Annotated in this window: 9 protein-coding genes; 2 read left to right on the top strand and 7 right to left on the bottom strand. The window is 35.1% G+C overall.

Annotated elements, in window-relative coordinates; genetic code table 11:
* Nucleotide 1: 1 nt before the first annotated feature.
* From APR43_RS18075 to APR43_RS18045, 7 genes are all read right to left on the bottom strand, one after another.
* A complete protein-coding gene (locus tag APR43_RS18075) occupies nucleotides 2-3,139 on the bottom strand; it encodes a glycoside hydrolase family 2 TIM barrel-domain containing protein (RefSeq protein ID WP_053471168.1) in 3,138 nt (1,045 codons plus the stop codon).
* Between the two features lie 205 nt (nucleotides 3,140-3,344).
* Nucleotides 3,345-4,370: an isoaspartyl peptidase/L-asparaginase family protein gene (locus APR43_RS18070; RefSeq protein ID WP_088636425.1), complete on the bottom strand. Its 1,026-nt coding sequence runs from the start codon at nucleotides 4,368-4,370 to the stop codon at nucleotides 3,345-3,347.
* Between the two features lie 152 nt (nucleotides 4,371-4,522).
* On the bottom strand, nucleotides 4,523-5,602 hold the full coding sequence (locus APR43_RS18065) for a putative glycoside hydrolase (protein ID WP_053471169.1): 1,080 nt from the start codon (nucleotides 5,600-5,602) through the stop codon (nucleotides 4,523-4,525).
* A gap of 14 nt (nucleotides 5,603-5,616) precedes the next feature.
* Nucleotides 5,617-6,687 carry a carbohydrate-binding family 9-like protein gene (locus APR43_RS18060; protein WP_053471170.1) on the bottom strand — a complete coding sequence of 357 codons (1,071 nt, stop codon included), beginning with the start codon at nucleotides 6,685-6,687 and terminating at the stop codon, nucleotides 5,617-5,619.
* Between the two features lie 7 nt (nucleotides 6,688-6,694).
* Nucleotides 6,695-7,660 (bottom strand): glycoside hydrolase family 130 protein, encoded by a 966-nt coding sequence (locus tag APR43_RS18055; RefSeq protein WP_053471171.1) that lies wholly within the window; start codon nucleotides 7,658-7,660, stop codon nucleotides 6,695-6,697.
* Between the two features lie 158 nt (nucleotides 7,661-7,818).
* Complete coding sequence (locus APR43_RS18050) at nucleotides 7,819-9,696, bottom strand: sodium:solute symporter family protein (RefSeq protein ID WP_053471172.1); 1,878 nt, start codon at nucleotides 9,694-9,696, stop codon at nucleotides 7,819-7,821.
* A gap of 38 nt (nucleotides 9,697-9,734) precedes the next feature.
* Nucleotides 9,735-11,978, bottom strand: a complete 2,244-nt coding sequence (locus APR43_RS18045; RefSeq protein ID WP_053471173.1) for a GH92 family glycosyl hydrolase — start codon at nucleotides 11,976-11,978, stop codon at nucleotides 9,735-9,737.
* A gap of 121 nt (nucleotides 11,979-12,099) precedes the next feature.
* Here APR43_RS18045 and APR43_RS18040 point away from each other — a divergent pair, with 121 nt between their 5' ends.
* Nucleotides 12,100-13,158: a sensor histidine kinase gene (locus tag APR43_RS18040; RefSeq protein ID WP_053471174.1), complete on the top strand. Its 1,059-nt coding sequence runs from the start codon at nucleotides 12,100-12,102 to the stop codon at nucleotides 13,156-13,158.
* A gap of 68 nt (nucleotides 13,159-13,226) precedes the next feature.
* Entirely contained in the window at nucleotides 13,227-13,940 is a 714-nt protein-coding gene (locus APR43_RS18035) for a LytR/AlgR family response regulator transcription factor (RefSeq protein WP_053471175.1), read from the top strand.
* The last annotated feature ends 69 nt before the right edge of the window (nucleotides 13,941-14,009 follow it).

Genomic DNA, 14,009 nt, shown 5'->3' with positions numbered 1-14,009 from the left:
ATTATTTTAAAGATGGTGTTATTTTAAATTGATACTGATAATTTTTTCCTCTTAAAAGATATTTTTCCATTGGCCAGGCTTGCCAGCTGTCGATTCCGCCAACTCCCATTTGTTTCGAATCGATTTTTAAACTTGTTAAATCTCTTTCTTTCAATTCGGCAGCGTGTCTTTGGTCTTTTTGCAATCCGTCGTCTAAATCTTCATTTAAAAAATGTAATGCAGTTACGGCTAATAATTCGTCAGATGTTACGGTTAATTTCAATTTATCTCCCGATAATTCTAAGAAACGTACATCAGTTTTATTTCCTGTTTCCTGCGGGCGGATGTATGGATAATATTGTTCTGAAACAGTTTGTGTATACAATCCCACTTTTGAACTGTAATTTCTGTCGATGTAATTTTCGTGCGGGCCTCTTCCGTAATACGTCATATTACTAAAATCTCTCGGAACAATTACTTCCATTCCAAATCTTGGTAAAATAGGCTGTTCTTTATTTTTATCAATATTTAAAACTTCTTTTACAACTAATTCTCCGTTTCCGTTTAACTCATAATTCAATTCTAAAGTCGAAGAAACCTGCGCTAAACTATACGTTGCTTTTACCAGAATTTTATTGTCTTTTGATGGAGTAAATGTCCAGTTTACCAAAGTTGGATTTTCTGTTGCATCTTTCCAAGCCTTTAAGTTTACCTGAAAATTAGCGCCAAAATCATTATCGTTTGGTGCTCTCCAAAGATTGGGACGCAATTGATATCCATCTTTTATAATAGGCTGATTATTGAAAGAATAACCGCTGATAAATCCTGTTTTTTTGTCGAAAGAAATCTCAGCTTTGTCACTTTTGAAAACCGTAGTATTTGCTTTTTTCTCCACCGTGATTTTTGAAGCTCCTTCGATTTTAATATCGTTTTTCCAGGTTCCTTTATACGCCAGTTGTTCTGTCGCAATTTCGAAACCTTTTGGTAAAAATGGTTCTTCTTGTTTTAACTGATAGCTTATGTTTATAAAAGCTTCCTGAAATTTTTTATCGCCTAATTTAATGGGCAATGTATAGGTTTTTGATTGTGTTGGATCGATTGCTAAATAATCGATAACGCCTCTCGTTTCTTTCACTCCGTCTAAAATTAAGGTCCAATGCAAAGTTACGTTGCTTAAATCTTTAAACGTAAATTCATTGTAAACTTTTATTGTAGCCGTTTCCTGATTTTCCCAGGAAGTCAGGATATTTTGATACACATTTCGCACTTCAAGCGCATGCGGATTTGGTTTTCTGTCTACCGTAAAAACTCCGTTGTTTACAAAGTTGTTATCGCTTTTTACATCTTTTGGTCCAAAATCTCCTCCATACGCTAAAATCGTAGTTCCGTTATCCAGTTTTTTATAAACCGACTGATCGATCATATCCCAAATAAATCCGCCCTGAAAGTTTGGATATTTACGAATCACATCCCAATAATCTTTAAAATTTCCCATCGAATTCCCCATTGCATGCGCATACTCGCACTGAATGTAAGGTCTTGACGGATTTGGATTTGCCAGAATATATTCTTCCATTTTGTTTGGAGAACTGTACATTGGATCGATAATGTCTGAATCCCATTCGAATTTTAAATCTTTTCCGTCCCAAGCTCCCGCAGTGGCTCTTTCGTATTGAATTGGTCTTGATTTATCTCTATTTTTAATCCATAAATATCCTCTGTAAAAGTTGTAACCGTTTCCGGCTTCGTTCCCCATACTCCAGATAATGATTGAAGTATGATTTTTATCTCTTTCAATCATTCGCTGCATACGTTGAATGTGCGCTAATTCCCAGTCTGGTTTATTCCCAAGTGTTTTGGTAATATCGTAACCCATTCCGTGTGATTCAATATTGGCTTCATCAACCACATAAATTCCGTATTTATCACATAATTCGTAGAAATATTCATCGTTTGGATAATGCGACATTCTTACTGCGTTGATATTAAATTCTTTCATCAATTTAATATCTTGTTCCATTCTTTCTCTTGAAATGGTTTGTCCTGTAACCGGATCAACTTCATGTCGGTTTACTCCTTTTATGTAAATCGCTTTTCCATTTACTAAAAGCTGTCCGCCTTTAATTTCTACTTTTCTAAATCCAACATTTTGATTGATAACTTCAATTACGGTTCCTTTTTTATCTTTTAAAATAAAACGCACCTGATATAAATTCGGAATTTCTGCACTCCATTTCTTCGGATTTTCTACTGCAAAATCAAATGTTTGTTTTTCGCTTAAAGCGGAAATATTTTTTGAGGTTATAATTTTGTCGCCATCTTTTAACTGAACGTCTAAAGTGTAGCTCTCTTTTTTATCTAAATCAGAAAATTGAGTTGTTATTTTTAAACTTCCGTTTACGTAATTGGCATCTAAATCCGGAATAATTTCGAAATCATTTAAATGAGCTTTATTTCTCGCAACTAAATACGAATCTCTCGTAATTCCGCTCATTCTCCACATGTCCTGACATTCTAAATACGAACCGTCATTCCATTTCATTACCTGAAGTGCAATTGTGTTTTTTCCGGTTTTTACGTATTTGTTTAATTTGAATTCCGATGGCAATTTTCCGTCTTCACCATATCCTACATAAACACCATTTACCCAAACAGTAAGATTTGATTTTGCTGTTCCGATATGCAGAAAAATATCTTTTCCTTCCCAAGATTTATCGATTGTAATTTCTCTTCTGTAAACTCCTGTCGGATTGTATTTTGTTGGAACAAATGGCGGATTTGGCGCCATTAAATAATCAAAATCGTAAGTTGTATTTACATAAACCGGATATCCATAACCGTTTACATCCCAGCTTGCCGGAATTTTAAAATTATCCCAGCTTTTATCATTAAAATCAGTTTTCTCAAAGTCTTTTGGAAGCGCAGCCGGATTATCCACATATTTAAATTTCCAGGCTCCGTTAATGTCTAAGTAATTTTTAGATTGTCTCCATTCGTTTTTAGCCACTAATGTTTCATTTTCAAAAACATAATAGGCGGCGTGCATGGGCTCTCTATTATCTTCATTGATTTTTTCATTCTGCCAAAACGGAACTTTTTCTTGTGCATTAACAGATAATACTGAAAGTAATAAGGTTAATATGGATATTGTTGTTTTCATTCTTTGTTTTTGTTTGAACACATAGCCCCGATTATTATCGGGATAGATTGTGAGAGAAGAATCTATGTAACTATGTGTTTAAAATTTTTGTTTCTGTTTGTCATTTCGAGGAACGAGAAATCGCACTAGAAACTCCGTAATCTAAATCCTCAATCTTTGTCGAGTTACGTGTGCGATTTCTCCTCCGTCGAAATGACAAACTGGTCTATTTATCCCACGACATTTTAAATTTCGCATCTTCCATTCTATGCCCTTTTTCATCATCAGAAACGGCATAATTAAAACCAGATCTCAAACTGTATCCTGCATGTTCTCCGTTTTTATTTAAAGCAATAAAACCAACTTGCAGATATTCCATGTCTTTGTGGTTTTTGTGTTTGTTGTAAATACGTTCTGTAATTTCTTTACAGGCATCATAAGGCGATTTTCCCTGACGCATTAATTCGACAACCATCGCACTTCCTGCGGTTCTAATTACAGCTTCGCCCAAACCGGTTGCGGCTGCAGCTCCTACTTCGTTATCCAGAAAAAGACCCGCGCCGATTATTGGGGAGTCACCGACGCGTCCGTGCATTTTCCAGGCCGCACCACTTGTAGTACAGCCACCAGAAAGGTTTCCATCCTGGTCTAACATTAGCATGCTTATAGTATCGTGATTTTCTATATTAATAACTGGTTTGTATTTTGAATCTTCCAGCCATTTTTTCCAGTCTTTTTCAGATTCCGGAGTTAATAAATTTTCTTCTTTAAATCCTTCTGATAATGCAAATTGCAATGCGCCTTGTCCGGCAAGCATTACGTGAGGTGTATTTTGCAATACTCTTTTTGCTACAGAAATTGGATGCATAATGCCCTGTAAAAAACAAACGGAACCGCAATTGCTGTTATGATCCATTATACAGGCGTCCAGCGTTACTTTTCCTTCGCGATCCGGATATCCTCCGTAACCTACGCTTCGTACATTTGGATCTGCTTCGGGAATTTTCATTCCTGCTTCAATGGCGTCTAAGGCTGGTTTTCCGGCTTTTAATTGTTCCCATGTTTCCTTATTAGCTGGCAAACCGTGATTCCAGGTTGAAATTACAACTGGCTTTTTTACTTTTTTTGAAGGAAATTCTAATGCGCCTTCTTTTTCATTTTCTTTCTCTTTTGCAAATCCGCTAAAGCCTACAGAACTTACGGCTGCTGCGCCTAAAGCTGCTTTTTTGATAAAGTCTCTTCTATTTGACATGCTTTTTTACTTTTAGTTTTATTTAAACACATAGGAACATAGTTTTTAGAACCGAATAAAAGGCGTTTCACTTCATTAACAAACATACCTTTATCGCCTGAACTTTGACAAAGTTGAATTATCTACATTATGTTTCTATGTGTTTAAAAATATTACTTTAAACTTGCTTTTGTTTCTTTGATTATCTTTAAATTGCTTTCAGACAATGCATTTCCGTCGAAAAATGAAACTCCTACTGCTCCATTTTCTTTTGCTTCTAAAATAGCTTGTTTTAGCTCTTTATCATTTTTCAATCCCGGAATATAAATTCCTGTATTGATTTTTGTTTTCTTATCTTCTAAATCAGCAACACCTTGTTTAGTGGCATAACCAACCCAGTCAATTTCTTCATTGTAAAAACTGTGGTAAATCATTGGATATACTTCGTCGATATTCCATTTGTCCCAACGCTGACGTACCATGTGATCTGCCATTTCAGGGTAAGGAAATACGGCTGCGGTTAATTGTTTGTTGTGTTTGTGCGCAATTTTATAGGCATCATCAACAACAGCTTTTATCGCATTTAAACGGAAGTTTTTCCACTCCATATCGATAGAAGTATTATGACTTTCTTTTGGATTTTTATGATGGATTTTTTCGAATGCTTTTACACATTCGTCACAATAACAAAAATCGAATTGAGGTAATTCTACATCCTGAACCAAGTTGTATTTTGGCAATAAGCTGATTGGTAAAAAGATGTCCGGGAAACGAATATAATCTAAATGAACACTTTCGATTCCTTCAACTTTTGCCAGTTCTTCAACTAAATGTAAAACGTGTTCTCTGGATTCTTTTCTGGTTGGGCATAACCATTGGTAATAATCAACATACGGACGATTGTCGAAACAAGATTTTCCTTCTTTACTTACCTGATACCATTCCGGGTGCTGCAATGCAACTGAATCATTTGGACGGTTCATCGCCATTATCCAGGCGTGAACCTTTAGACCTTCTTTTGTAGCAAGCGGCACTAATCTTTTTAAAAGTTTTGGATCTGTTGTCGTATTGATTAATACTTCATCGATGCCGCCGTCTTTGTATTTTTTGAATTCTTTGGTGTAATCTGCGTCCGATTTTTTGGCGTCTGCAGTTGTCCAGACTGCAAATTTAAATGAGGTGGTTTCTTCTTTTTTGGCACACGAAAAAATGGTGAATGCGAGTAAAAAAAGTAATAGTTTTGGTAGTTTCATAGTGGTTTTGTGGTTTATTTTGCTATTATTTTCCCGTCCTCTTTTATCACAAATGTTTGATTCGAAAAAGGGCTTTTTACAGAAATATTATATCCGCTGGAATGATTTTCTAAGATAGGTTTTAAAATTTTATTATCAACACTGATGTTTTCTTTTGTGAGATTCGTCAGTGATTTTGCCCAAATTTTATTCTTTTGAAAATATTCTTTTTGGGCTCTGTATAAATTGTAAAGCTCCCATTTTACTTTTTCGTCCTGCGGAATTGTAAAGGTATCTTTTCCTTCTTTTGAAGAAAAATAAACATAGCCCCATTTTTCAGGTTCGTGCATATTGATGACACCCATTGGCGACCAAACCCAATTGTATTCTGGCAGAAATTTTCCGTCGGCATCTTTTTTGCGTTCGTATTTGCCGTCAACAATTGAATGCTGCCAGTTTACTCTTGAAAAATTAACTCTCCAGAATTTATCTGCAGGTACATTTTGATCGAAATAAGAGGTTTTGTAAGATGCCCACGGAATCGCCATTTCTAAAGTCCAGCCTTGGTCAATATCATTTGGATTGTTAAGCGTTCCATGAACTTTAACTGCGGATTTTAAACCCGGAATATTCCAGTCGTTTAAAACTACAAGATCATTTTCTCTATAAGGTTTTGATAAAAATAGATCCCAAGCAGTGTTCAAGGCGTTTATTTCTAATTCGTAATAGTTAAAAGTGTCGCTGTCGGGATCTATAAAAACTTCGAAATCATTGTTGTAAAAAATAATGGTGTCACGCTGTTTTAAATTGGCCCAAACGTGCGGTTCCTCCATCTTTGCTAAAATATAAAAGTTGGTTTCGTCCCACAGCATTTTAACTTTTGTTGCATACTTGGGTTTAATGCCGTTTTCTATATCTTCAAAAATATCAGTCCACTCTGCTTTGCTCCATGAAGCATCAGATTCATCTCCGTCAATTGTAATTGGACTTGTTGTTTTTGCCGCGACGTATGTTTTAGGAATAATGGTATTTTTCTTCGATTGAGAAAAACCCACAACCGAAAAAGAAACTAAAACAACTGTTAACCATTGAATTTTTAAACGCATGCTTTTTCTATAAACTGTTATCTTTTGTAAACTGAATTACTTCGCTTAATTTACCAAATGCAATGGCTACGGCGGTATCGGCAGCACCATAATAAACGGCTAATTTATCTTCTTCCGTATCGTGTAAAGCGGCACATGGGAAAACAACATTTGGCACATCTCCTACCATTTCATAAATCTCTGCCGGACCTAATAAATAAGGCTGCGTTCTGTATTTTACTTTATCTGGTGAATCAACATCTAAAAGCGCTGAACCCATTGCGTAACGGAAACCGTTACAAGTATTGATAACGCCGTGGTAGATCATCAGCCAGCCTTCGTTTGTTAAAATAGGAATTGGCCCTGCTCCAACTTTCGTACACTGCCAAGCGCTGTCTTCAAAAGGACTTGGTTTCATTACCAATCTGTGTTCTCCCCAATATTTCATGTCCGGGCTGTAGCTGATCCAGATATCTCCAAATGGAGTATGTCCGTTATCACTTGGACGACTTAGCATAGCGTATTTTCCGTTTATTTTTTGTGGAAATAAAACTCCGTTTCTGTTGAATGGTAAAAAGGCATTTTCACATTGAAAAAACACTTTAAAGTCAAAAGTATATCCAATTCCAATAGTTGGTCCGTTGTAACCATTACACCATGTAATCCAGTAACGGTCTTCGATGAAAACCACACGCGGATCGTATTTATAAGCAGATTCGATCATGTCTGTATTACCAGACTGCATTACGATTGGTTCGTGGTTAATGTCCCAATCGATTCCGTTTTTACTAAAGCCGGCAAAAATATTCATTTGAACCGCTTTGTTATCACATCTGAAAACTCCCGCATAACCATCTCCAAAAGGAACTACAGCACTATTAAAAATACTGTTTGATGACGGTATTGCATATCTGTCGATAATTGGATTTTCAGAATATCTCCACATTACATCGTTACTGTTTTCGGGTCTGTCTTGCCAAGGAATACTGCTCATTTTTTTTGTTTTTTTATTGTTTTTATTTTTTTGTTTGTCATCCTGAGGAACGAAGGATCACACTAGAAACTCCGCAATCTAAATCGTCAATCTTTGTCGAGTTCCGTGTGTGATCCTTCCTTCGTCAGGATGACAAACTCTGTCTTTAATCTTTTTTCTTAATCTTCGATTTTTCTAACCTTATCCAACCATGTGAATTTTAATATCGTAGTCGTTACTAAAAACACAATCAAAGCTGTAATTGCTTTTGGATAATCTCTGATAATAAAAAATATCGGAAGCAAAATCATGCTCGACTGCCACACAATTCCAATCGCACAATTCATCATATCTCTCCAGAAATCATTGTTTTTTTCGAAAGTAAAATCTTCTGACTTTAATACTTTATAAACCGGACCCCAGAATCCCCAAGGTCTTACGTTTGCGTAAAACGATTTTAAAACTTCCATATCTGTTGGTTTGCTTAAGAACGTTCCTAAAACACATCCTAAAATAGAGAAACCAAATATTATTGGGAACAAATAAATGGCTTGTACTTGTGCTAAATCGTATAAAAATGATCCTTCGGTTAAACTTCCTTTGGCCTGACCTAAAGCAAATTGTAAAGAAGCTACAATTAATCCGGCGAACATTCCCCAGAAATAGCCCCAGCCGTTAAAACGCCACCAAATCCATTTTAGGAAATTTGCTGCAACGTAACCTCCGTATAAAGCACTTGTAATCCAAAGCGTTAAGGAATTGATCGAATCTGCAAAGAATCCCATGAAAACGCCTAAACCAACTACAAGAAAAGAAGAAATCTGACTTACTTTGATATAATGTGCATTTGTTGCAACTGGTTTAAAGTATTTTTTATAAATATCATTTACAATATATGCTGGCCCTGCATTCACGAAAGCTGAGAATCCAGACATGAAAGCGGCTAATAAACCTGCTAAAAGAATTCCTTTAATTCCAACCGGAATGTATAAATTCACCACTTTTGGCATTAATAATTCTAAATCGGCTCCGGTTAAACCCGTGTTGGCATTTAATTCAGGAGCTAAGTTTACCAACGCAATTACCACAATTCCAGTAATTAATAAATATCTTGGAATGAATAAAATTAAGTTCGTGAAACCGCTCATATAAGCTGCTTCTTTTACAGATTTTGTAGAAAGAACACGTTGTAAATCGTAACTCGGTGTTGGTCCTGCGACACTTGCAAAGAAACCTTTGAATAACGTCATTCCTATAAAAGCACCAAACATTTTGTAACCTTCAGAATCAATTAAATTATTGAAGGTTTGGAATTTATCACTCCACTGGGTTTCAAACTGCCATCCGAAGAAAACATTTTTCCATTCTTCGGTAATAACCGAATTTATTTGAATATCAGTATAATTGACAAAAGCATATCCGGCAATTAAAACTCCGGCTACAATCATGATTAAATATTGTACAACCTCTGTTGCTACTACAGAAAACATTCCGCCTTTTACGGTATAAATCGTAGTTAAAAAGATGATAATTAAGGCATAAGAACGCTCTGAAGTTAATAGAATCAAATCGCCATAATGAAGCGTTAAATCCCACGGAAGAATAATGGTTACAAATTTTCCGATTCCTTCGAAGAAATAAGCGATAAAACCAATTGTAGAAATAATGGCAAAAATAGCCACAATAATATGCGATGCTTTTCCGGCTCTGTCGCTCCCGAAACGGGTTAAAATCCACTCAGAACCTGTCATTACTTTTGATCTTCTAATCCAGACTGCAAGGAACATCATTACGAAAATCTGGTTCCATATTGGCCAAAGCCACATGAACATAAAGCTTTTTACTCCGTATAGAAAAAGTACTCCAATCATCCAGGAAGTTCCGGAAACATCAAACATTCCAGATCCGTTACTTAGACCTAAAAAATACCATTTGATTGTTTTTCCGCCAAGAAAATAATCATCCAATCCTTGTTTTGCTTTTCTTGAAATCCAAATTCCGATACTCACTGAGAGCAGAATGTAAGCTACGATTATCGATACGTCAATAATATCCATTAAATATATTTGTTAGGAGGTTAGTTACGTTTTTTGTTTTATTTCTTTGTTCCCCAGTTTTTATTTGGCTGAGGTCCCATTACAAAATGTAAAACCCCGCCTTTTAAAATTTGTTGATGTGTGATTGCTGTTTGATTGAATTCGACTCCATTTAAAGTTGCCGACTGGATGTAAAAGTTTTTGTTTGAAACATTTTGAGCTTCAATTACAAACGTTTTTCCGCCTTCAAGATTGATGGTTGCTTTCTCGAAAATCGGACTTCCAATTTCATATTCTCCCGAAGCCGGATTCATTGGGTATAATCCCATTGAACTGAAAACATACCACGCCGACATTTGTCCGCAGTCTTCGTTTCCGCTTAATCCGTTTGGTGTTGTATTGTATTGTGTATCTAAAATATGACGAACCCAATATTGCGTTCTCCAAGGCTGACCCGCATGATTGAACATATACGCAATGTGGTGACTTGGTTCGTTTCCGTGTGCGTATTGTCCAATTAATCCTGAAATATCCGCCGAAACATTGTTTCCTGTAATTTCAGAACTTTCGGTAAATAATTGTTCTAAACGTTTAGTAAAGGTTTCATTTCCACCGTGTATTGAAATTAAATTATCAACATTTTGCGGTACAAACCAACTGTGCTGCCAGGCATTTCCTTCTGTATAATCCGTATGTTCTCTGTGGTTCGAATGTTTTGGATCGAAAGGTTCGTTCCATGATTTTCCGTCATCTGATTTTCCTCTCATGAATCCTGTTTTCGGATCAAATAAATATTGGTATGCCTGAGAACGTTTTAGGAAAAATTGATAATCTTCGTTTTTCCCTAAAGCTTTCGCCATTTGCGCCACACACCAATCGTCGTAAGCATATTCTAAAGTAATTGTAACCGATTCGTCTAATAAGTTATAAGGTATATATCCGTATTTTTTGTAGAAGTTTAAACCTCGCTCGTCCTGCATCATGGTGGCTTTCATAGCTTCGAAAGCTTTTTCGGCATCAAAACCTTTTATACCTTTTAAATAGGCATCGACAATTACAGGAATCGAGTGATATCCAGTCATTGTATTGGTTTCATTGGCGTATAAAGTCCAAACCGGTAATATTTTTTTGGTATCGTAATATGCTAACATTGAGTTTACAATGTCTGAAGTTTTGTCTGGCGCCAATAAAGTCAATAAAGGATTTTCGGCTCTAAAAGTATCCCATAGTGATAAGGTCGAATAGGCTGTATAATCTTTTGCTGTAACAATTTGATCATCCTCTTTTCTAAACTGACCGTTTTTATCACTATAGGTTACAGGGGCAACTTGTGCATGATACATCGCAGTATAAAAAATCGTTTTTAGCGAATCTACTGGTGTTTCAACTTTAATTTTGCTTAATGCTTTATTCCAAATCGAAGCGGCTTCTGATTTTGTATTGTCGAAATTTGCTTTTTCTCCGTCCAGATTATCTTTGGCATTAGCCACACTTACAGATGATAAGGCAACTTTTATAAATAATTCCTCTGAGTTTTTTGGGTCAAAAAATAATTGTGCTGATGTATTTTCTGCGTCTGCTTTTTTGCCAGTAACAATTTGTTTATCAGCAGATAAAATTGATTCTGTAATAGGTTTTGAAAACTTGGCTACAAAAAACACTTTTTGATTTGCTGCCCAGCCTTTACTATATCTGTAACCGCTTATAGTATATTGGTCTTCAATTGTAATTCCGGTTTTTAAGGCTTTGTCCCAATTTATGGCAAATCCTAAATCGACAATTACAGATTGTTTATCGTTTTTTGTAAACGTATATTTATGATACGCTGTTCTTTGTGAAGAAGTTAATTCTACATTGATTTTAGGATCTTTAAGAAAAACTTGGTAAGAGCCCGGTGCTGCTTTTTCGTTAACATGACTGTAAAATGATTTATAAGGTAATTGATCGCGTGAAGTTGTTTTTAATGTCAAATCGACTTTTTTGTTGGTCGGCATAAATAAAATGTCCGCCAAATCGCCAATTCCTGTTCCGCTTAAGTGCAAATGACTGAAACCAGAAACGATAGAATCTGAATAATGATAGCCAGAACACCAGTCCCAGCTTGAGATTCCGTTATCTGGACTTACTTGTAACATCCCAAAAGGAACTGTCGCTCCAGGGTACGTATGGCCGTGCCCACCTGTTCCAATAAAAGGATCAACATGGTTTACAAAAATATTTTCCTGTTTATTATTTTTGTTTACATTTATTTTACAACTTGTAGCCAAAATTGCAAATAAAGCCGGCACGAGAATTTTCTTCATATAAAACAACCTTAATTTAACTTTAAATTTAAACAAACCGACTTTTTATTAAAACTTATTTAGACGGACAACACATAAACTTAGATAAACATCAAAAAAAGTCATAAAACATACTCATATTATGAATTTCAATTCTAACAAATTATACCGCGTACCTTTGTATTATCATGTGGTTTTTTGGCTGACTTATTTCTTATTTAATACTTTTCGATGGGGAAGTTATTTTAATGACTATTTGTATTCGCTAAAAACCAATTTGCTGGGTTTCCCTATTCACATGACGCTGTGTTATTTGAATATTCTGATTTTTATGCCGTATCTGGTTTACAGAAAAAAGTATGTGCTTTATGTTCTTGCGGTTTTGTCTGCCATCTTCCTTATGGTATTGGTAAAATTTAATCTTACCTATTTGTTAATCACACACAATGTATGGCCGGAAGGGCCGCAGACAATTGATAAACTGACACTTAATTATACCATTGATATGATGATGGGAGAATTGTACGTAATCACTTTTGTTACGGCAATCAAAATCACTTTAGACTTTTTGAAAGAGCAAAAAAGAGTAACTGATTTGGAGAAATCGCAGTTGGAAACGGAATTGCTTTTTTTGAAATCACAGATCTCTCCGCATTTCTTCTTCAATACTTTAAATAATATCTATTCTTTATCTGTAGAAAAATCAAATAAAACGCCAAAGATTGTTTTAAAACTTTCAGAATTAATGCGTTATATGCTTTATGATACAAGTGGTAAAAAGCAAAGTTTAGAAAACGAAATTCTATGTATTCAGAATTATCTGGATTTAGAAAGAATCAGAAATGATGAACGTCTGGAAGTGAACATGGAAGTTTCGGGAGATATTCATGATAAGGAGATTTCTCCGGTGATTTTACTGACTTTTGTTGAAAATGCCTTTAAACACGGTGTAAACAAAAACACAGGAAAAGTCAGGATTAACATTGATTTTAAAGTAAAAGGGGATTTCCTGCATTTTACGATTTCAAATCCAACGCCAGAAATTACGCAGCATCAGGATAATTTTAACAAGTCAAGTGGTATAGGTATCGAAAATGTCAAAAAAAGACTGGAATTAGGATATAATAAAAATGACTATAAGCTTTCATTTAAAAATAAAAAGAATATTTTTGTCGTGAAGCTTGTGATTAAAGTAACCTAAATGCAGCTTTTTCTCGTATATAAGATTACCTGCTAAATTATTTCGCTCAAAAACATAAGATTATAGAAATGAAAATAAAATGTTTGATTATTGACGATGAGCCATTGGCAATCAATGTTATAAAAAACTATTTAGAGCCGATTGAGAATTTTGAGGTAATAGATACTTTTAGCAATCCAATTGAAGGCTTAAATTTTCTGAAAAATAATAGAGTTGATGTTATTTTTCTTGACATTAATATGCCTGTTCTTGACGGAATTAATTTTATAAAAAGTCTTGAAAACCCACCATTATTAGTTATTACAAGTGCTTACAGTCAGTTTGCAATTGAAACTTATGAACTCGACGTTTTAGATTATCTCGTAAAACCAATCGAATTTCCGAGATTAATGAAAACGCTGAATAAAATCAGCAAAAGACTTGAAAATAAAACCAATTCTCCACAAGAAAATGCCACAGACAGCCCTTTTATTTTCGTAAAAATCGATAAAAAAAGAATGAAAAAGATTTTCTTCAACGAAATTCTGGTTATCGAAAGCTTAAAAGATTACTTAAAAATAAACACCTTAACGGGAAAATATATCATTCACAGCACTTTATCTGACTTTACAGATTTACTGCCGGAAAAAAACTTCCTGAGAATTCACCGTTCATACACGATTGCAATCGACAAAATCGACGCCGTTGAAGGAAACAGTATTGAAATTGAAGGACTTCGATATGTTATTGGAAGGTCGTATATTGATCATGTAAAGCAGAGAATTTTGAATTCTTCTATTTAAAACAATTGTCAGTCTGAGCATAGTCGAAGGCCTTTTTATATAACGAGACCTTTGTCAAAGTTTAAAACT

The organism is Flavobacterium sp. NLM, assembly GCF_002210235.1.
Classification (GTDB): Bacteria; Bacteroidota; Bacteroidia; order Flavobacteriales; family Flavobacteriaceae; genus Flavobacterium; species Flavobacterium panici.
This window is presented reverse-complemented; position numbering and strand designations above follow the sequence as displayed.

What these genes read in the sequence shown, in the direction of transcription:
- APR43_RS18050 (WP_053471172.1), bottom strand. Translation starts at nt 9,696, where the DNA reads ATGGATATTATTGACGTATCGATAATCGTAGCTTACATTCTGCTCTCA.
- APR43_RS18045 (WP_053471173.1), bottom strand. Translation starts at nt 11,978, where the DNA reads ATGAAGAAAATTCTCGTGCCGGCTTTATTTGCAATTTTGGCTACAAGT.
- APR43_RS18070 (WP_088636425.1), bottom strand. Translation starts at nt 4,370, where the DNA reads ATGTCAAATAGAAGAGACTTTATCAAAAAAGCAGCTTTAGGCGCAGCA.
- APR43_RS18075 (WP_053471168.1), bottom strand. Translation starts at nt 3,139, where the DNA reads ATGAAAACAACAATATCCATATTAACCTTATTACTTTCAGTATTATCT.
- APR43_RS18035 (WP_053471175.1), top strand. Translation starts at nt 13,227, where the DNA reads ATGAAAATAAAATGTTTGATTATTGACGATGAGCCATTGGCAATCAAT.
- APR43_RS18065 (WP_053471169.1), bottom strand. Translation starts at nt 5,602, where the DNA reads ATGAAACTACCAAAACTATTACTTTTTTTACTCGCATTCACCATTTTT.
- APR43_RS18060 (WP_053471170.1), bottom strand. Translation starts at nt 6,687, where the DNA reads ATGCGTTTAAAAATTCAATGGTTAACAGTTGTTTTAGTTTCTTTTTCG.
- APR43_RS18055 (WP_053471171.1), bottom strand. Translation starts at nt 7,660, where the DNA reads ATGAGCAGTATTCCTTGGCAAGACAGACCCGAAAACAGTAACGATGTA.
- APR43_RS18040 (WP_053471174.1), top strand. Translation starts at nt 12,100, where the DNA reads ATGAATTTCAATTCTAACAAATTATACCGCGTACCTTTGTATTATCAT.